Source organism: Flavobacterium azooxidireducens, from assembly GCF_023195775.1.
In the GTDB taxonomy this organism is placed as follows: domain Bacteria; phylum Bacteroidota; class Bacteroidia; order Flavobacteriales; family Flavobacteriaceae; genus Flavobacterium; species Flavobacterium azooxidireducens.
The window spans coordinates 553,775-575,818 of the sequence record NZ_CP096205.1; the positions used below are offsets into that span (position 1 = coordinate 553,775).

The 22,044-nt window shown below is 34.6% G+C and carries 13 protein-coding genes; 11 read left to right on the forward strand and 2 right to left on the reverse strand.

Annotated elements, in window-relative coordinates; translation table 11 throughout:
* Window positions 1-404 precede the first annotated feature (404 nt).
* Window positions 405-5,579 carry a GEVED domain-containing protein gene (locus M0M57_RS02530; RefSeq protein ID WP_248435079.1) on the forward strand — a complete coding sequence of 1,725 codons (5,175 nt, stop codon included), beginning with the start codon at window positions 405-407 and terminating at the stop codon, window positions 5,577-5,579.
* A 192-nt stretch (window positions 5,580-5,771) separates the two neighbouring features.
* On the forward strand, window positions 5,772-9,362 hold the full coding sequence (locus M0M57_RS02535) for a hypothetical protein (RefSeq protein ID WP_248435081.1): 3,591 nt from the start codon (window positions 5,772-5,774) through the stop codon (window positions 9,360-9,362).
* Here the strand turns inward: M0M57_RS02535 and M0M57_RS02540 are convergent.
* A complete protein-coding gene (locus M0M57_RS02540) occupies window positions 9,359-9,685 on the reverse strand; it encodes a hypothetical protein (protein WP_248435083.1) in 327 nt (108 codons plus the stop codon). The genes M0M57_RS02535 and M0M57_RS02540 overlap by 4 nt on opposite strands.
* Before the next feature lie 28 nt (window positions 9,686-9,713).
* Here M0M57_RS02540 and M0M57_RS02545 point away from each other — a divergent pair, with 28 nt between their 5' ends.
* From M0M57_RS02545 to M0M57_RS02585, 9 genes are all read left to right on the forward strand, one after another.
* Complete coding sequence (locus tag M0M57_RS02545) at window positions 9,714-9,890, forward strand: DUF5522 domain-containing protein (protein ID WP_248435085.1); 177 nt, start codon at window positions 9,714-9,716, stop codon at window positions 9,888-9,890.
* Window positions 9,891-9,966: 76 nt separating this feature from the next.
* Complete coding sequence (locus M0M57_RS02550) at window positions 9,967-11,961, forward strand: urocanate hydratase (protein WP_248435087.1); 1,995 nt, start codon at window positions 9,967-9,969, stop codon at window positions 11,959-11,961.
* Window positions 11,962-12,039: 78 nt separating this feature from the next.
* Complete coding sequence (locus M0M57_RS02555) at window positions 12,040-12,576, forward strand: DUF4136 domain-containing protein (protein ID WP_248435089.1); 537 nt, start codon at window positions 12,040-12,042, stop codon at window positions 12,574-12,576.
* A gap of 292 nt (window positions 12,577-12,868) precedes the next feature.
* On the forward strand, window positions 12,869-13,192 hold the full coding sequence (locus M0M57_RS02560; protein WP_248435091.1) for a type II toxin-antitoxin system RelE/ParE family toxin: 324 nt from the start codon (window positions 12,869-12,871) through the stop codon (window positions 13,190-13,192).
* 8 nt (window positions 13,193-13,200) lie between these two features.
* On the forward strand, window positions 13,201-14,310 hold the full coding sequence (locus M0M57_RS02565) for a HigA family addiction module antitoxin (RefSeq protein WP_248435093.1): 1,110 nt from the start codon (window positions 13,201-13,203) through the stop codon (window positions 14,308-14,310).
* A 212-nt stretch (window positions 14,311-14,522) separates the two neighbouring features.
* On the forward strand, window positions 14,523-16,304 hold the full coding sequence (locus M0M57_RS02570) for an ATP-dependent nuclease (RefSeq protein WP_248435095.1): 1,782 nt from the start codon (window positions 14,523-14,525) through the stop codon (window positions 16,302-16,304).
* The gene (locus tag M0M57_RS02575; RefSeq protein ID WP_248435097.1) at window positions 16,294-16,749 is read left to right on the forward strand and encodes a UvrD-helicase domain-containing protein; all 456 of its coding nucleotides are present in this window, start codon (window positions 16,294-16,296) and stop codon (window positions 16,747-16,749) included. The genes M0M57_RS02570 and M0M57_RS02575 overlap by 11 nt, the downstream gene beginning before the upstream one ends.
* The gene (locus M0M57_RS02580) at window positions 16,722-18,374 is read left to right on the forward strand and encodes a UvrD-helicase domain-containing protein (RefSeq protein ID WP_248435099.1); all 1,653 of its coding nucleotides are present in this window, start codon (window positions 16,722-16,724) and stop codon (window positions 18,372-18,374) included. Before M0M57_RS02575 ends, M0M57_RS02580 begins: the two co-directional genes overlap by 28 nt.
* A gap of 524 nt (window positions 18,375-18,898) precedes the next feature.
* Complete coding sequence (locus M0M57_RS02585; protein ID WP_248435101.1) at window positions 18,899-19,873, forward strand: IS110 family RNA-guided transposase; 975 nt, start codon at window positions 18,899-18,901, stop codon at window positions 19,871-19,873.
* Between the two features lie 109 nt (window positions 19,874-19,982).
* Here the strand turns inward: M0M57_RS02585 and M0M57_RS02590 are convergent, their stop codons facing one another.
* Window positions 19,983-22,028 (reverse strand): alpha-ketoacid dehydrogenase subunit alpha/beta, encoded by a 2,046-nt coding sequence (locus M0M57_RS02590; protein ID WP_248435103.1) that lies wholly within the window; start codon window positions 22,026-22,028, stop codon window positions 19,983-19,985.
* Between the last annotated feature and the right edge of the window lie 16 nt (window positions 22,029-22,044).

Genomic DNA, 22,044 nt, shown 5'->3' on the forward strand with positions numbered 1-22,044 from the left:
TCCAAAAAAACATTCACTTCTATCGAAACGAAAATGAACTAATTTAACCGTCTGATAAAAATCAGACGGTTTTTTTGTTTCAGATTATCAAATCTAACTGAATTGTTTCATTTTATCGACTATTACTAATCATTCAACGATTTTTTATTGTAAACAACTCATTATCAATTAAATTTACAAAACCATTTCCTTAAACACTTCCCAAAATTAATAGTAGGTTAAATTTCGATTTAACCTGTTCGATTTTTGAAATTGTATTCCATTTTCAAAAATAATTTCATTAAAACTAGTATGCTTCCCCAATTCATAATAATTTGATGAAAACGCTGCTTTTCTAATCTTTTCCAGATTTGAGAGGCTTCCAATTCAACAAAATACTTTTTAAAATCTAAACCGTATAGATTATGAAAAAAAATTACAATTTATTGTGCAATACAAATGATATAAATTTTAAAACCTCTTTAAAATTCATATTCTTTTTTTTTCTTTTTGGACTTTTTTGTGGCTATTCTCAAGTAGTTGAAACATTTAACAACACAGGAAATGGTTCTTGGACATGCCCGCCGGGCGTTACCACAATAACTGTTGAATGTTGGGGTGGCGGTGGCGGTGGTCAACGAGCAAACGGCAACACTTCTGCTGGAGGCGGTGGTTCTGGAGGAGGATATGTTAGAACGACTTATAATGTAGTTGCAGGAGACACGTATTCATTTAATGTTGGAAATGGAGGAACTGGGAACTCAGGCGGAAATGGGCTTCCCACTTGGTTTATAAACAACACAACTATCTTAGCTATCGGAGGAAGAGGAGCAGGAAATCCAGTTACCTCTAATAATAGTTGGGGAACTGGTGCTACAGCTTTTAACACAGGAAATATCGGCGGAACAATAGCTAGCACTTATGGCGGAAATGGCGGAAATGCTGGCAATAACTACAGCGGTGGTGGTGGATCAAGTGGAGGAACTACAGCTTCCAACAACGCCAACGGAATTAATGGTGGAAATGCTCCAACAAACGGCTATGCCGGTGCAAATGGACGAAATACCAATGGAGCTGGAACAGTTGGAGGATTTGGTGCCGGTGGTGCCGGAGGAAGAACTTCAAATAATACAGATCAAAATGGTGGCGGTGGCGGTAGAGGTCAAGTAAGAATTTCATACTCTAACCCTAATGCAACTTGTGCCGCCGCACTATCCTTACCTTGTGGAACAACAAACATGCCTGGATTTACGCAAGGCTCTTCAAATACTACTCACGGAACAGGATGCTCGATGAGCAATTATGGTGTTTGGTACACTTTTGTTGGCGATGGACAATACACAACTATCACCTCAACATCTTCTGGAGGTTATGACCACGAAATGTCTATTTCAAGAGGGACTTGCACTTCTAAAATCAACATTGCTTGTAGAAATGATAGTGGAAACAATGGCACTGAAAGCTATACTTTTCAAACCACAAACGGAACTACCTATTTTGTTTATATAGCTCACCAAAACAACGGAAGTTCTTCTACAGGGAATTTCACAATATCACGAACTTGTGCTCCTTACTGTACTCCTACGGCTTCAAATGGAGTGCACAATAATGGTATTACCAATGTTACCTATAGCACAGTAAACAATACATCAAACAATAATTTAGTTTACAATGATTATTCAAATTTAATTGGCAGTGCTTATCAAGGTGCTTCAATGCCAATTAGCGTAACTACAAACACCGGAAACAACACATACAACGTTAAAATTTGGGTTGATTGGAATAACGACCTAGATTTAACAGATCCGGGTGAAGAAGTTTTCTCTGGAATTGTAACATCAAATACGATAAATGGAGTTATTAATATTCCATTAACGGCAACTGTTGGAAACCATCGTTTGCGAGTTGGAATTGCCAGAAGAGGAAACGGAAACAACAATGAAAATCTAACTCCTTGCTTTGATGGAAACAGAGGTGCGTATGAAGATTATACCTTAGAAGTTTTAGAAGTAATTCCGTGTTTTAATCCTCCGACCATAATTACAAACCCAATCAACACGACTGTTGCTAGTAATGGAAGCACAACTTTGACTTCTTCTTTTGCAGGTTTTCCTACTAGTTTTTTATGGGAAGTAAGTACAGATGGTGGAACAAATTTTACATCAATTACAAATGGCGGAATTTATTCAAATGCAAATACTGCAAATTTAACAATTACAAATCCCACCGGAGCATTAAATGGATTTGTGTATCGAGTTTATGCTACAAATGGTTGTGGAACATCTTTGGCATCGACTAATGCTATTTTAACTGTAACTGTTATATACTGCACACCCAGTTCAACATCTTCTGCCTTTTATATTTCAGGTATCACTTCCGAAGGAAATTTAAATGATGTTTCCAATGCTCCTACCGGATACTCTGCAGGAGGTTATGGAAATTATTCATCTACTATTATCGCTACTCAAGTGGCAGGAGGCGGAATCAATATCGACATAAATCTAGTTGGAACACAATTCATCAGAGGTTATGTTGATTGGAATGGAGATGGAGATTTTCTTGATGCAGGTGAAGAAATTTATTCTACCGGAAATATTGCAACCGGAGACACTTCTTTTGGATTTGTAATTCCTATTTCAGCAAGTCCTGGCAATTACAGATTTAGAATAAGAACTTTAGGATATCCTTCAGGTTCAACTATAACTTCCTGTAATTCTTTACCTAGTGGCGAAACTGAAGATTATACTATCAAAGTAGTTTCAGATTGTGCCGCTAAAATTGATACTGTTACAAACGGGTCGGTTTGTGGTGCAAATAATCCGGTAACAATTGAAGCTGTTGGTTTAGGAAATACAACAGAATACAGATGGTATGCTACTGATACTGGCGGAACTCCAATTGCTGTAACTCCAACAGGAAGTTATACAACATCCGCTTTAGCCAATACAACTATATTTTACGTAACTGCTTTTAATGGAAGTTGTGAATCATTGGAAAGAACAAGAGTTATTGCTACAATTTTACCTATAACTATCATCAATTTTACTCCTGCATCACCCACAGCTTGCGGAGATGATGAAGTAATAACCATAAATGCTTCAGGAGATTTTATTGTAGAAGAAATAATATATGAAGATTTCGAAAATGGCTTAGGTCAATTTTCTGTAACAACCCCAACAAACACAAATGGTGGAGTAGATAGCCCTTGGAGCGTTAAAACAAGTACGTATCAACCCACAACAACTTCTGTTTGGCGACCAGCCATTAGTTCAGGAAATATTGACAATAGTTTTGCTTTTACTACATCCGATTATACAAACAATAACTTGGTTACTCGATTAACAACCAATGTTCCAGTAAATTCTACTGGCTTTGTTGATTTAACACTTTCATTTAAGCATTACTACTCCTATTTTAATGGCGATAATGGTAGAGTTCAGATTTCTACAAATGGAGGTGCTAATTGGACAGATTTGAGAGTTTATAATTCTGATTTAGGCACAGCCTCACGATTTATTGATGATTCGATAGATTTAACGGCTTACATCAACATTCCAAATCTTCAAATACGATTTCAATATACCGGTTTTTGGGATGACGGTTGGGCAATTGATAATATAAGACTCTTTGGAACAAAATTATTAAACACAACCTTTTCGTGGAATGCCTCAGAACCCGTAGATGCATTTACTGATTTAGCGTGCACAATTCCTTACACCAACCAAACAATTTCAACAATTTACATCAAACCAAATTTAACTCAATTACAAGTTGAAAACTATCCTTTTGAAGTAAGTGCTACGCTTGGAAATGGCTGTACAATTTCGGAAACAATTACAATCACTAATAAATCTAAAGTTTGGCAGGGAAACAATTCACAATGGGAAAATGCTAACAATTGGCTTCCGTCGGGCATTCCAACAGATGACAACTGTGTTATTATTCCACCTTCTGCGAACAATCCAATTATTTCCGGAACCAATTATAATGCTTTTGCTTATTCACTAACCATTAAATCCGGTGGAAATTTAACGATTGAATCAAACAACAATATAACCGTTACAAATTCGGTAAATGTAAATACCGGTGGAAACTTTCTACTGGAAAACAATTCAAGTTTAATTCAAATTGATAATGTTGCGAATAATGGCAACATCACTTACCTAAGAAATGCTACCAATATTGACGGATTAGATTATGTTTATTGGTCATCGCCGGTTGCAAATCAATTATTGAATTCAATTTACACAAGTCCGCCACAAGGTCCAAAATACAAATGGAATCCAATTCAAATAAATGGAAACGGGAATTTAGGAAATATCAGTCAAGGAACGTGGGTAAATGCAAACGGAAACACGATGGAAGTTGGTCGAGGTTATATCGTTCGAGGTTCATCTAATTCTGCCATGCCCCCAACTACAATTTCAAGTACCTTTACCGGCGTACCAAACAATGGCTCAATTAATTATACTGTTGAAAGAGGAATGTATACCGGTACACCTTATGCAGGTTTAAACGGCTCTCAAATTTCAAATTTAGATGATAATTGGAACTTATTAGGAAATCCATATCCGTCAACAATTAATGCATTACAATTTTTATCAGATAACAGCAGTGTTGTCTTAGGAAGTGCACGACTTTGGACACATGGAACAGATATAACCTTTGGTGGAACAAATCCGTTTTACGGTAGTTTCGGATATAACTATTCATCATCCGATTATCTATTCATCAATTTCACAGGAACAACCATTCCAACTGCTTCCGATTTTATTAAAACAGGACAAGCCTTTTTTGTTCAAATGGTGGATGGTCCCGGAAATGCATCGGCACAAGTAAACTTTACTAATTCACAAAGAAGTAATGCTTTCCCTAATAATAATTTCTTTAGAAATGCTGAAAATTCATCGAATGAAAATTCAATTTCAAATTTAGAAAGACATCGAATTTGGCTGGATATCGTCAATGCAAATAATCAATCCACAACGACTTTAATTGGTTATGTGGAAGGAGCTTCTAATGAAAAAGATTCGTTTTTTGATGCTCATGAAAAAGCTTCCGGTTCTTTAGGAATTTATTCAAACATTAACGATGAGACTTTTGCCATTCAAGGTCGTTCGTTACCATTTTCTGTTTCAGATGAAGTTCCAATAACTTTTAGAACTTCAAACTCAGGAATACATCATCTTGCTATTTTGTCTGTTGATGGGCTTTTTGAAAATCAATCTGTTTATGTAAAAGATGAAATATTAAATGTAATTCATGATTTGAAATTGGCTCCGTATGCATTTTCAACGGAAGCCGGAACGCATCAAAATCGTTTTAAAATTATTTATCAGAACGAAACACTCGGAATTCCTGATGTTACAGAAAATCAAGTAGTTGTATACAAAGACAAAACAAAATCCATTCAAATTTCTACCGGAAACTTAACGATGGATCAAGTGAAAGTGTTTGATATTCAAGGCAGATTGATTAAAACCGTTATTGATATCAACAGCAACACATTATCGATTGATACCCAAGATATGGCAGACCAAGTTCTAATGGTAACGATAACTTCAACCGAAAATCTTACAATTACAAAAAAGGTATTCTAATAAAAATTCAAATTTCAGCATTAAAAACGACTTCCCCAAAGAGGTCGTTTTTTTTATAAGTAAACACTGATGTTATTTTTTCATTTTAACGATTAAAATGAACATTATAACAATTTATTAACAAATGTTTGTCAATTTGTTACAATTTGATTTAAAATTATTATTTTAGTCAAAACAAATTTCATCCACACCATGAGAAAAGAAAATTGGGGAGTTTTTTTTCCTTTACTTATTTGTCGTTTAATTGGAATAATTATTCTATTTTTTTATAACACAATTGATAGTTATGCTCAGTGTGCTGCCTATACCGCCAATATTCATTGCACAACCGCTGCACCAACAATTGTTGGCAGTAGCATTACATGTTCACCACCTCAAAATAATGCGGGAAGAAGGAACTTTCTAGTTACCAACATGGTTGCCGGAAATATATATAGAGTATCAAATTGTGGTTCAGGATTTGACACACAACTAACTATTTTTAATGCTGCAGGCTCAGCCTCACTAGCATATAATGATGATGACGGTACTGGATGTACTGGTATTTCTGCATCTCTTGATTTTACACCGCCCGCTACCGGAGATTATCGTATGCAATTAAACAGATTTAACTGTGATACTGCAACAAATCAAACCCATGGCACAATAACTGTAACTTTATTAGGAGTAGCTCCTCCAGGTCCGGTAAATGACTTATGTTCTAATGCAACATCACTTCCATGTGGCACATCCAATCTTTCAGGAACAACTGTTGGCACTACAAATATTGCCAATGTTTCTGGTTGCACCATGTCCAACTATGGGGTTTGGTACTCATTTGTTGGCGATGGGGCAAATACAACTATAAGTTCATATGCAGATTTTGACCATAAAATGGCAATTGTCAGTGGCAGTTGTGGCTCATTTACAAATCTTTCCTGTAATGACGATGCCTTGAGTTACGATACAGAAACCACTACATTTCCCACAGTAAACGGAACAACCTATTATGTCTACATTGCTCATTACTCCTCGACCAGCACAATAACAGGCACATTCACCATTTCCAGAAGTTGCACAACCCCGTGTTCACCCGGCGGTGGAACAGGCACAACAACTTTAGGATGTCCATCAGTACTTTCAGGCGGTTTAGGATTAGATGGTGCAGATCCTATTCCAATGGATTGTAACTCGGTTTCCACTTGTGTTGAATTAGAAGCAACCTATTTGCAACTAGGGAATACAACTTCTTATACAGTTGAATCGATTGATTATAACATACCCTATCAATTTAATTGTTTACAAAATCCGGTAAGTGTTAATGTGGATGATATCTGGTCACCTGTTATTAATCTACCATTTAATTTCTGTTTTTATGGAAACACATACAATTCATGTATTATGGGCTCCAATGGTATGATTAGCTTTAATACGGCGGCGGCGGGTGGTGCTTCGGGATATGAATTTAATGACAATTTACCTAGTACTGCTGGGGCTTTATTTGCAAATACTATTTACGGAGTTTATCATGATATCGACCCAAGTATTGGTGGAGAAGTTGGCTGGGAATTAATTACATTAAACACTGGTTGTAGAGCTTTAGTTGCTGGATGGAGTAATGTGCCAATGTACAATGACAACAGCATTTTTTATACTGGTATGATAGTTCTTTATGAAGACACAAACATTATAGAAGTTTATATTGAAGAAAAAAATTTAGATTCGTACGATTTTTTTTATAGTGATGCTTGGAATTACGGAAATGCAATTGTAGGTATTCAAAATTCAACTGCTACACAAGCAGTTGTTGCACCCGGTAGAAATGGCTTAAGTCCAAACTGGACAACTACAAATGAAGCTTGGCGATTTGTTCCTTCTGGACCATCAATCACTTCATTGCAATGGTTTGAAGGTTCAGGCACAAGCGGCCCAATGTTAGGAACTACAGATGTTATCGAAGTTTGTCCCACCGTAACCACCACCTATACGGCCCGTGTTACTTATACGCTATGTAGCGGAACTACAATTACAGAAACCGACGAAACAATTGTAACCGTTATCGGAGATAAAACTTGGAATGGTTCAATTGATTCAGATTGGAACAAAAACAACAACTGGACTCCTATAGGAATACCAAATAGTTCTGACTGTGTTTTAATTCCGATTACACCAAATGACCCAATAATTTCAGGAACAAATTACAATGGTTTAGCAGGAACTCTACGTATTTTAGACGATGCCACATTAACCGTTAATTCAAACAATAGCATAACTGTAACGGATTGGGTAAATGTGCAAGCTAACGGAACTTTCGATATTCATGACAACTCAAGTTTGGTTCAAATTAATAATACAACTAACATCGGAAATATCATTTACCGAAGAGACACCGACATCCGAAGATTAGATTATGTCTATTGGTCTTCTCCTGTTGCCGGATTCAATGTAAGTAATATCCCCGCTCCAATTGCTCCGGGTCCAATATTCACTTGGAATACAACACTTGCAAATCCAAACGGTGGTCAAGGCTATTGGGTTGGAGCAGCCGGAAGCACAATGCAACCCGCCGTGGGTTATATCATGCGTGGCCCAAATAGTTTTGGAAATACGCCAACAACCCTCAATGGAAGCTTCATTGGAGTTCCAAATAACGGACCAATCACAACCCCAATTACAAGAGGTAGCGACACAAACACGGCTACTCATTATGGAATTAATGGAACAGAAATAACGAACCTAAGTGATAATTACAATTTAATTGGAAATCCCTATCCTTCTGCGATTAGAGCAAGTCAATTTTTGTTTAATAACAACACCAAAATTGAAGGAAATGTGCGATTGTGGACACACGGAACGTTACCAGCCGCCATAACAAGTCCTTTTTATGATACCTATGCTTATAATTACACGCCTAATGATTATTTTATTTACAACTTTACAGGTGCATCTTGTTGTCCCGCTGCCGGTTCAGATTTATTCATTGGTGCCGGTCAAGGTTTCTTTGTTCAAATGATTGATGGTCCTCCCGCTTCAGATGTTGTGACGTTTAATAATGGTTTAAGAAATTCAGGGTACGACAACAGCTTATTCTATCGATACTCCAACGACATTGAAACAGAAACCAGTTTAACCGATTTAGAAAGACATAGAATGTGGTTTGACATCATTAATTCTGATGGACTAAACGACCGAACTTTAGTTGGCTACATAGAAAATGCAAGCATGGGAAGAGATAGTTTCTTTGATGCAAATACAGCTGTTGCCGGAAATATGATTATTTATTCGTTGTTGAATGAAGAAAAACTAACCATTCAAGGAAGAAGTTTGCCTTTTGATGTGAATGATATCGTTCCGATTGGCGTTCATATTCCTAATAGTGGTCAACACACGATTGCTTTAGCGGCCATTGATGGTTTATTTGAAAATCAAGCCATTTATTTAAAAGATAACTTATTGAATTCCATTCACGACATCAAAGAAAATCCATATTCATTTACATCGGAACAAGGAACATACAACAATCGTTTTGAAGTTATTTATCAAAATGAAACATTAGGTAATCCTGATTTTTCTTTTGAAAATATTGTCAGAGTAACTTCTAATGAAAATGTCACCGTACATTCAACCATCGAATTAATGGAATCCATTTTGGTTTATAATGTATTGGGGCAAAAATTAGCTGAATACAACAATGTCAATGCAAATCAATTGGTTTTAACTAATTTGCAGAAAAACAATTCTAATTTATTATTGAAAATAAAATTACAAAACGGAACAACTTCCATCGAAAAAGTAATTTATTAAAGATAATTGAGAAAACTCCAAAAAGACCTTTGCTTTAAATAGTGAAGGTCTTTTTCGTTTTGATAAGCTTCACGTTCAAAAGAAATATTACGGTATGCCAAATTTCTATCTTTAAATTGAATTAACCGAACTAAATATTCAACTATATACCAAACCAAAAAAGGAATAACTAACAGCTCAATTTGTTGCCTAATATGAATGCGTTCGTGGTTTAACAAAACTACATTTTCTTTGTCCGATTTGTATTTTAAAAACACAAACGGATACAAAGTAAGTCCTCGAAAACCTTTTGGGGTTAAATATTTAAAAACTAATACAAACATTTGTTGCAAAGTTGCTAATTTTGTAGTTATGAATACACCAAATTCTGAAAATAAATTAATCGAGGGCGAAGATTTCTATTACACGCCCGAAGGTTATAAGTGTTTTACTGAAAAATATCATTTAAAAAGAGGGCATTGCTGCAAAAGCGGATGCCGACATTGTCCGTATGGATTCGATAAAAAAACCGGAAGGGTAAAAAAGTAATTAGTGAATAGTAATTAGTCAAATCCAATAATCAAAAAAATCTAACTATCTAACAATCGAATAATCCAACAATCTAATGCAAGCAATACAAACCAAATCATTCAAAGAGCAAATTACAGAAGGAATTCCAAACGAATTACCTTCTCCAAAACCATATGAAATTGACATAAATCACGCTCCAAAACGAAAAGAAATTCTTTCGGAGGAAGAAAAAAAGTTAGCTCTTCGCAATGCGTTACGTTATTTTGAACCAAATCAACACGCGACTCTCCTACCCGAATTCAAAGAAGAATTAGAAAAATACGGACGAATTTACATGTATCGTCTTCGTCCTGATTATCGAATGTATGCACGACCAATTTCAGAATATCCCGGCAAAAGCGAACAGGCAAAAGCCATAATGTTGATGATTCAAAATAATTTGGATTATGCTGTGGCTCAACATCCGCACGAGTTGATTACGTACGGCGGAAATGGTGCTGTTTTTCAAAACTGGGCACAATATCGACTAACGATGAAATACCTTTCTGAAATGACCGATGAACAAACGTTAGTGATGTATTCGGGTCATCCGATGGGTTTATTTCCATCCCACAAAGATGCTCCAAGAGTTGTCGTAACAAATGGAATGGTAATTCCAAATTATTCCAAACCGGATGATTGGGAAAAAATGAATGCATTAGGCGTTTCGCAATATGGTCAAATGACGGCCGGAAGTTATATGTACATTGGTCCACAAGGAATCGTTCACGGCACAACTATTACGGTTTTGAACGGTTTTAGAAAAATTAAAAAAAATCCGGAAGGATCGATCTTTGTCACTTCAGGTTTGGGCGGAATGAGTGGTGCTCAACCAAAAGCCGGAAATATTGCCGGTTGCATCACCATTTGTGCCGAAGTTAATCCGAAAATAACACACATTCGTCACTCACAAGGTTGGATTAATGAAGTGATTGAAAATGTAGATGATTTAGTGATTCGTGTTCAAAAAGCTCAAGCTGAAAAAGAAGTGGTTTCGATTGCTTATCTTGGAAATATAGTAGATGTTTGGGAGCGATTTGATTCAGAAAATATTCATATTGATTTAGGTTCAGATCAGACTTCGTTGCATAATCCGTGGGCGGGAGGTTATTATCCGGTTGGAATTTCGTTTGAAGAATCGAATGAATTAATGGCAAATAATCCCGAACTTTTTAAAACGAAAGTGAAAGAAACATTGGTTCGTCACGCTGCAGCTATCAACAAACACACAGCGAAAGGAACGTATTTCTTTGATTACGGAAATGCCTTTTTATTGGAAGCTTCTCGTGCCGGTGCCGATGTAATGGCAGAAGACGGCATTCGTTTTAAATACCCAAGTTATGTGCAAGACATTATGGGACCAATGTGTTTTGATTACGGATTTGGTCCGTTCCGATGGGTTTGTGCCAGCGGAAAACCGGAAGATTTAGCTAAAACCGATCAAATTGCGTGTGATGTTTTAGAAGAAATGGCCAAAACCGCTCCAATCGAAATCCAACAGCAAATGCAGGATAACATTAAGTGGATTAAAGAAGCTCAGAAAAATAAATTAGTCGTGGGTTCGCAAGCCCGAATTTTATATGCCGATGCAGAAGGCAGAATGAAAATCGCCGAAGCATTCAACAAAGCCATTGCTGAAAACGAAATTGGTTATGTCATTTTAGGAAGAGATCACCACGATGTTTCCGGAACCGATTCACCTTATCGAGAAACGTCCAATATTTATGATGGTTCGAGTTTTACAGCAGATATGGCGATTCACAACGTGATTGGCGACAGTTTTCGTGGAGCAACTTGGGTATCAATACATAACGGCGGCGGAGTTGGCTGGGGCGAAGTAATTAACGGAGGTTTTGGTATGGTTCTTGATGGTACAGAAGATAGCGACAGACGATTAAAATCGATGTTGTTTTGGGATGTAAATAATGGAATCGCCCGAAGAAATTGGGCCCGCAACGAAGGAGCTATTTTTGCAATTAAAAGAGCGATGGAGACGCAACCTTTATTGAAAGTTACCATCCCTAATTTAGTAGATGATGATTTATTATAAATTGTTTCAAGTTTCAGGTTTCAAGTTAACCTACAAGACTTGAAACCTGAAACTTGAAACTTGAAACAAAAAAGTACTATGAAAACACTCAAATTTTTACCCCTACTTCTACTCTTTACGCTTGCTTCGTGCAGTTCAGTAAGAGTATATTCTGATTACGATAAAAATGCTGATTTTAATCAGTATAAAACGTATGCATTTCAAAAAAGCGGAATTGACAAAGTCGAGATTTCCGATTTAGATAAGAAAAGAATCCTTCGTGCTATTGACGAACAAATGGCTGCCAAAGGTTTTACCAAAAGTGAATCGCCTGATTTGTTGGTGAATATTTTCACGAAAGAACGTGAACAAGTTGACGTAAACCAATTCAACGCCGGATGGGGTTATGGTTGGGGATGGGGTTGGAATCCTTGGATGATGGGTATGAACAATACCAGCGTTTCAAGACATACCGAAGGCACCTTGTTCATTGATTTAATTGACAACAAGAAAAAAGAATTAATTTGGCAAGGCGAAGGCGTTGGTGTTCTCACCAGAAACGTAGATAAAAAAGACGAACGCGTGAATGAATTTGTGGCTAAGATTTTAGCTCAATATCCTCCTAAGAAAAAGTAGGGAGTTGATAGTTTGGAGTTTTTAGTCGCAGTGAAGATAGAACCGGAGTAGATATGCTTCGGTTTTTTTATGCTGTAAGGTTTTTAATTTATTTTTAAAAACTTCCTCAAATTACGGATTTCCGTAAAATTTTTGCATTTTTAGTTTATAGTTTTACAGAAAAGTGTTAATAAGTAAAGTTGATTTAGGTTGTGAAAAAATCTAATTTAGCAAGATGAAATAATCAATATTATCGTTTTGTTCACTTTTTTGTGAACATTTAATTTAATTTATATATCTTTGCCAAACAATTATGGAGATAAAATTTCAAAAAGAATACTTATCTGATCTTTATACCGGAAACACCAAACCCTATAAAGAATACAAATCTAATCCGCAATTAGTAAAACAGTATGTCAAAACAATTAATACGTTAAAATCCGTCACTCGTATTGAACAATTGTATCAACTTAAAAGTTTACATTATGAAAAGAAAATTGGTAACCTAAATGGTGTAAGTGCTGTTTATGTAAACAAACAATACCGTATTCTTTTTAAAGAAGTTGCTTCTGGAGAAGATGGTCTTGAAATTGATGTATTAGAAATAGAAGATTTAAGCAAACATTACGAAAACTAACAAACAAAATGACGACAATAAAAAACCTTGTTCCGGCTTATGCAACACACCCCGGTTTGATGCTTGCAGACGAAATAGAAGCAAACGGTTACAATCAAATTGACTTTGCAAAACTGATAGATTTAAAACGCAGCCAACTTAACGAAATAATAAAAGGAAAAAGAAATATCAATGCAGATTTAGCCTTATTGTTAGAAAAAGCATTAGGTATCGATGCCGATTTTTGGATGGAAGCCCAAAAAAATTATGACTTAGACAAAGCTCGAATTGAAGCTAAAAATAAAGAACAACTTGAAGCAATAGAAATTTGGAATGTTACCAAAGAATTCATTCCTGTTTCTTTTTTCAAGAAAGAACAGATTATTACCGGAAACCCTTTATTAGACATTAACAAAGTAAAAGAAATCTACAATGTTGATAATTTAGACCAATTGGCCATCCTAAGTGTACAACATAATTATGCTCGATTTAAGAAATCAAACACGCTTAAAACCGATGTAGTCAATATTATGGGTTGGGTAAAATTAGTGCAATACAAAGCTTCGCAATTAAAGGTTATGCCATTTGATAATGAAAACAAAGAACTGTTAATTGAAAAATTGAGAAATGTACTTTTCGAAAATAAAAATGTATTACCTACCGTTCAAAACGTATTACACGAAAACGGAATTAAATTAGTCTATCAAACCAAAGGAGAAAAAACGCCTGTTGATGGTGTTTCGTTTTGGAGTAATGGAAATCCTGCGATTGGAATGACGTTAAGACACAACCGAATGGATAATTTTGCCTTTACTTTATTTCACGAATTAGGACACATTTACGAGCACTTAATCAACAACAATCAAGCAGAGTTTATTGATTTGGATTTAAAAAACGAAAAAGAAGAATACCGAAATTCTCTTGAAGAAAAGCAAGCCAACCATTTTGCTGAAAATAGCTTAATTAAAGATGAAGATTGGAACGAGTTTAAAAAGAACTTAGATCAAAACAATACCGATGAAGCCATCATTGCTTTTGCAAAAAGAATTAAAATTAACCCGAGTATCGTTAGAGGAAGAGTTTGCTTTACTCTAAATAATTTCAGGAGCTTTACAGAAATTAGTAATGAAATTAATTAAGCAAAAAATTTAAAATTTGCTATCATTTTTTATCCTGCAAGGTTTTTAGAACCTTGTAGGATTTATTTTTTAAAAAAACTTCTTCAAATTACGGATTTCCGTAAAATTTTTGCATTTTTAGTTTATAGTTTTACAGAAAAGTGTTAATAAGTAAAATTGAAAATAACTTTTTGAAATGTTAAATTAGCAAATTATTGAAAATCAAAAAACAAATGTACATATCAGAACTTAAACTTTGGAATTTTAGAAAGTATGGATCAAATGAATCATTTGATTTAAACAATCCTGATTTAATTGTCCCTTTCACGAAAGGTTTGAATGTATTAATAGGTGAAAACGATTCCGGCAAAAGTGCCATTTTAGATGCTATTAAGTTAGCTCTCAAAACTCACGCCTACGAATGGATTAAAGTAGAAAACGAAGATTTTTACTTTAATGAAAATCGTTTACGGATTGAAATTGAGTTTAAAGATTTAAAAGATAATGAAGCCAAAAATTTTATCGAATGGCTTGGTTGGGCAAAAGAAAATGGAATTGATATTCCTGTTTTACGTTTGATTTATGATGTAAGTAAAGACAAAGATGGAAAAGTTTTACCGACTGATATTAAAGCAGGAATGGACGACATTGGCTATCCACTTAATGCAGAAGCTAGAGATTATTTAAAATGTACTTATCTAAAAGCTTTAAGAGATGCAAATTCAGATTTAACTTCAAAAAAGAATTCTCGGTTATCACAAATACTTCAAGAACATAAATTGTTTAAAAAAGGCAAGAATAATGAAGAACACATTTTTGTAGAAAAATTTAAAAAAATTAATGAAGAAATTGAAAACTGGTTTAAAGATGATAAAGCAACGGATGATTTATCAAAAAGTAATAAGGAAGAAATAAAAGATAAAATAGATGAGTTTCTAAAGAAATTTATTGATAATAAATATGAATCTATTTTTTCACTTGGAAAAGCAGAAATAAAAAATATTCTTGAAAAAATTTCATTAGGTATTGAAAAAGAAACGAATTTAGGATTAGGAACAATGAATCGACTTTATATGTCGGCTGAATTGCTCCATTTGAAAAAAGAAAATTGGGATGGTTTAAGATTGTGTATGATAGAAGAATTAGAAGCACATCTTCATCCTCAAGCTCAAATGAAAATTATTGATGCATTGAAAGAAAAAGAAGGAGAAGAAACCATTCAATATATTTTGACAACACATAGCCCTAACATTGCTTCAAAAGTTTCTCTAAAATCCTTAATAATTTGTAAAGACAATAAAGTTTTTCCAATGGGAGAAGGTAAAACTAAATTAGATTCAAAAGACTATGTTTATTTGGAACGTTTTTTAGATGTTACAAAATCAAATCTATTTTTTGCGAAAGGGGTAATCATTGTTGAGGGTTGGTCAGAAGAAATATTAATTCCTGCTATAGCAAGAAAGATAGGTTATGAATTAACTGAAAAAGAAGTTTCCATTGTAAATGTTGCATCAATTGCCTATTTACATTTTGCAAAAATATTTTTACGGGAAGATAAAGAAGAAAAAATGAAAATCCCTGTGAGTATTGTTACAGATTTAGACAACAGACCCGAAAAAGATGGGAGCTTTATAGCTTTTGATAAATTAGAAGGAAAAGCTAAAACAAAATATGATAATTTAAAAAAACAAAAAGAGGATTATAAATCAACCAATATTAAATTAGAATTAGCAGAACAATGGACTTTGGAATGGTGTCTTTATAATTCTGCTAATTTGTCAGCCCTTTTTAAAGAGTCATTAAAAAATGTTCACCCAACTATTTTCAAGAGTTCATTTGATGATTTTATCCCTATGCTAAAAAAAGAAAAAACTACAAATTTAGAAAAAGTGAAAATCGCAACTGATTTAGCCGAAAAAATAGAAAAATCAACAACTTTAGTAATTGACGAAAAAGACATACACATTAAATATTTAGTTGATGCTATAAAACACGCTTGCAGTTATGAAAATTAGTCCTGAACATATAACAGAAGCTGCAAAACTGTTAATTGGAGGAAATATTTTTGACCGCGAAAGAATTGAATTTATCACAAACCTTGATACTTGTGATTTATTAGCAGTTCCAGGTAGCGGAAAAACTACTGCTTTGATGGCAAAATTGTATTGTTTATCTAAACAAATGCCTTTTAGTGATGGCTCTGGTATTTTAGTTTTGGCTCATACAAATAATGCAGTAGATGAAATAGAAAAGAAACTCAAGAAAAATTGCCCACATCTTTTCGAATATCCCAATTTTGTTGGAACGATTCAAAGTTTTGTAAATAAATATTTAGCTAGTCAAGCTTGTTTTGAAAAATACGGTTCTTATATATCAAAAAATGATAAAGAAGTATTTGAAAAAGAGGCGTTAAAATTTTATTTTTCATTAAAATGGAAAAAGACAGAACAAAAAACTTAATAAATAAACTTTATGGAGTTGTAAATATTTCTAAAAAAAATATAGAGTTTACTGAGGGATGTGAAAACATTAAAGATTTTTTGAAGTATTTTGAATTTGATATAATAGAAAGAAAAATTTTATATAATCAAAAAACTGTTTACTCTATTAATGGAAAAAGTGTAAATTATTACTTAGAGATAGAAAAATGGAAAGAATCACTATTAGAAAATGGAATTTTAAACTACAAGGATTCATTTAATTTGGCGAATTGGTATAGAATTAATTTCCCATTGATTAAATCCATTCTTCAAAATCGTTTCAAATATGTATTTGTTGACGAAATGCAAGATTTAGAAAAATATCAAATAGATATTATTGAAAATATCTTTCACGATGTAAACTCTAAAACAATTATTCAAAGGATAGGAGATCCAAATCAAGCGATATATAATTCTACCTCTAAAAAAGTAAAAGTTGAATGTGATTGGAAAGAAAGAAAACCTCTTTTTCTTAAAGGTTCAAATCGCTTAACAAAACTTAACTCTAACTTAGTTAATAGATTTATTTTAGATTCTAAGAAAGATGATGATGGAATTCCAAAATTTATTGTTGAAAGTAAAGGAGAAGAAGGGATAAAACCACATTTAATAGTTTTTAGCCACGAAACAAAACATTTATTGAAAGGTAAATTTAAAGAATTAATAATTGAACATAATTTACATAATTGTAAAAAAAATAAAGAAGACGGTTTCAAAATAATTGGTTGGTCAGCAGTTTGGGACGAGATTAAAGAAGATAATAAGAATATTCGTTTGCAAGATGTTTTTCCTGAATATTCCAAAGAATCAAAAGCAAAAAAAGAAGATTTTTCTACTTTGAGTAAACACATACAATTATTTGATGAGAATAAAACAACACTTGTATCTGTTAGAAAATCTATTCTTAATGCTTTGATTCATATATTGCTTTTAGAAAATGAAAAGTATCCTACAATAGTAAGAGGCAAAGAAGTTGAAAGAAGATATTCTAAAAGTGAAATGATAAAACATATTCAAAGATTACAATTGGAAGAAAAACACCCTTTGGCTTACGAGGTATTTAAAGAAAAATTATTTAAATGGTGTTTAGATCTAGTTACAAAGAAAAATTATGAAGCTGTTTTTAATTCGATAAAAGAATTTATAAACACAGAATTCAAAGAATGGTTTGGATTAAATGATAGTTTACAACCATCTACGCAATTATTTATTTTAAATTTTGAAAAGGAAGTAAAACCAGTAAAAGAAATAATTAAAGAAGAAGAAGAAATTAGTATAGATATAGCAACTATTCATTCTGTAAAAGGACAAACACATTGTGCCACAATGTACATTGAAACTTTTAAAAATAATTATGAGTCCCAAAAGGCTCAAATAATAAATGTTCTAACAAATAACGAACATAATTTTATTGTAGGAGAAAAGAATAATGGAAAAAATGCTGGTGAAAAAGACGCATTTGGAAAAGAAGCATTAAAAATGATGTATGTTGGTTTTTCTCGTCCGACACATTTATTATGTTTTGCGGTTTTGAAGGAAAATGTAAAAGATGATAGAGAAAAATTTGAAAAAGCAGGATGGGAATGGATTGATTTAGTGAAATAAACACCTACAATATTCTAAAAACCTTGCAGGATATAAATCAAAAGTCCTTTCAAAACCCAATCCCCTAGCCCGGATTGAAACGGAAAGCTTTTTTTGAAAAAACAAATTAGTTTTGTTGGCTTTACAAAGCGACCAGAGGAAGCTCTTGGAAAGGTTTTCAAAACTTTTGTTTTTCAAAAAAACTTGGAGTGGAAAGCCGGAATAGCTTCTGAAAAAAGTCTTCAGTCGCAGTTTTCAGTAAGCAGATATTCAGTTCAAATTGAAAAATTGAAAGCTTAACATAATGAGATTCCTCCTGCGTCCTTTAGATTTGTTTTTAGAAAAAATCAATAAATTTATGATTGAGAAAGGAAGCAAAAGTACACTATTCCTGCGTCAGAGTTAATTACTCATATTTCGATTAAGACTTTAGCTTCCCTTTTCATCAAAGACTCAAATAGAAATTAGGGAACCAGACCCATTATTAAGGAGTTGAGCTTATGATGAATTTCTCAAATCACTTGTTTAACGTTAAAAGCAAAGTTATGAAAAACATTATTATTGGCATTGACATCAGTAAGAAGACTTTAGACATTTGTATCAAAGATGAAAAAGTTTCCTATTTTACTATTGAAAACAAAGTACAGAGTATTAAGCGTTTTTTTAAAATTTATTCTACTAGCTATCCTATTGTAGCTATGGAAAATACGGGTAAATATAATTGGAATTTGTTGCAGGTCTTGGAATCTCACAACTTTAAAGTTTATATCATATCACCCTTACACTTAAAGAAGAGTATGGGCCTTACAAGAGGAAAAAATGACAAGGTTGATGCACTTCGAATTTGTAATTTTATCGAGAAGAACCATCAAGAAATTACACCATGGAAACCTTCATCCTTGACAATCAGAAAAATTAAAGTACTGCTTACAGAAAGAGCAGCAAGAATAAAAATGAGAAAACAATTGACGAGCCAGCAGGATGACTACAAACTGATGAAAGGAATTAATATGGACAAGGAATTGCTGAAATTAAATTTGCAACTTGTTAAGAGTATTGATATTCAAATTAAAAACATAGAAAAAAGTATAGAAGAAGTTATCTCTAGTGAATCAGATTTAAAAAATAATTATCAATTGATGAAGTCTGTTCCTGGTGTAGGTAAAGTGCTCTCGTGGATTATTTTGGCAAAAACGGAAGGGTTTACAACTATAACAGATCCAAGGAAAATGGCCTGTTATAGCGGAGTTGTTCCTTTTGATTTTCAGTCAGGCACATCAATAAAGCGAAGATCCGGAGTGTCAAGGCTTGCTGATAAAACAGTTAAAAGTGTCTTGCATCTAGGAGCGATGAGTGCTATTAGGAATGATAATGACTTAAGAAATTATTATCTTCGAAAAGTAGAAGAAGGTAAAAATAAAATGAGCGTTATAAATGCAGTTAGAAACAAAATAATACATAGGGTTTTTGCAGTAATTAAAAACCAAATTCCTTATCAAAAAAATTTGGTTTTATCATAGAAATCGGAATGACAAGATTGTGGAAAACTGCGACTAAAAACTGCAACTGAACACTGCGAGTGCGACTGAAAGCTGTGACTGAGACTGCGACTGCGACTGCGACTGAAAACTAATAATTCAACAACTCCTCCATCTTAGCACGAACCTTATCCACATTTGGAATCATCGTAAATTCTAACGTGCTATTTAACGGAATCGCTGGCATATTTTCGGATCCGATGACCATTACGGGTGCATCGAGGTGTTTGAAACAATTTTCCTGAATGAGTCCGGCTAGGCTGCGTGCAAACGAATTATTGGTGGGTTCTTCGGTGACAATCAAACACTTTTTGGCTTTTTTAACGGATTTGAAAATGGCTTCTTCATCTAACGGATACAACGTCCGCAAATCGATGATTTCTACTTGATTTTTGATGTTTGATGAAGCATTTAAAGCCCAGTGAACGCCCATTCCATAAGTTATAATCGTCATGGTTTCAGCCGTTTCTTGTTCCCAAATTTCTTGAACGATATTGGCTTTTCCGAATGGTAACATATAATCTTCGCTTGGTTCGTTTACGCGGGCGAAATCGGTTCCTTTGACTTTGCTCCAATACAATCCTTTGTGCTCCAAAATCACAACCGGATTCGGGTCGTAATAAGCGGCTTTCATCAACCCTTTTAAATCGGCACCGTTGCTTGGGTAGGCGATTTTGATTCCGCGAATGTTGGTTAACACACTTTCTACCGAAGACGAATGATACGGTCCGCCACTTCCGTAGGCACCAATTGGCACACGCAAAATCATACTCACAGGCCATTTTCCGTTAGATAAATAACAGGAACGGCTGACTTCGGTGAACAACTGATTCAAGCCCGGCCAAATATAATCGGCGAATTGCACCTCAACAATCGGTTTTAACCCAACGGCTGACATTCCGACCGTTGAACCGACGATAAATGCTTCTTGAATCGGGGTGTTAAAAACACGTTCATCGCCAAATTTCTGTGCTAAAGTGGCTGCTTCACGGAAAACGCCGCCTAAACGTCCGCCCACATCTTGTCCGTACAACAAACATTCAGAATGCTTTTTCATTAATTCTTCAACGGCAAATAAGGCACAATCGACCATCACGACTTTTTCCTCGCGGGATGGATTTCGCTCGCCTACTTCCTCTATTACGGGAGTTGGTGCAAAATCGTGTGTGAATAAATCTTCGGGTTGTGGATCTTCAGCTTGTTGGGCTTTATCAAAATCTTGTTGAACAAGTGTTTTAACCGATTGCTCAATTTCTTGAATTTCCTCTTTTGAAAATCCGGCATCGAGGAGTTGTTGAATCAAAACCGGATATGGATCACGGGATTTTGCTTCTTCCAAATCGTCTCGGTACCACTCCATCCGAACGCCGGAAGTATGGTGATTTAACAACGGAACTTTGGCGTGAACCAAAAACGGACGACGTTCTTCACGAATGGTTTTGACCACTTTTTCAAGAGCCAAATAACTTTCGGTGAAGTTTGCTCCGTCTATCGAAATGGCTTCGATTCCGTGAAAACCTTTGGCGTATTCAAAGGCATTTTGAGCTCGGGTTTCTGCAGCGTTTGCCGAAATATCCCAGCCATTATCTTGGACTAAATATAAAATAGGTAATTGTTTTAACGCTGCCATTTGAAAGGCTTCGGCAATTTCGCCTTCGGTTACGGAAGCATCGCCGAGAGAACAAACGACAATTGGTTTTAGTTCATTGTCATCTTGAATTCCTGTATTTTCTTTATACCAAAAACCCATTGCAGCTCCGGTCGCAGGAATGGCTTGCATTCCGGTTGCAGAAGATTGATGAGGAATTTTCGGCTTATCAACATCTTTTATACTGGGGTGACAATAATAGGTTCGACCTCCTGAAAACGGGTCATCTTTTTTGGCCATTAGTTGCAACATTAAATCATAAGGTTGCATCCCAATTCCGAGTAACATTGCATCGTCACGGTAATATGGGAAAGCATAATCTTGTGGCAATAAGTGCATCGCCATCGCAATTTGAATGGCTTCGTGACCGCGTGAAGTGGCGTGAACGTATTTGGAAACAATTTTGAAATTATCTTCATACAATTCAGCCATCGTTTTGGCGGTTGCCATTGTTGAAAAGGCTTTTTTCAGGATATTTTTTTCTAACATTTTAATCTTTTTTAAA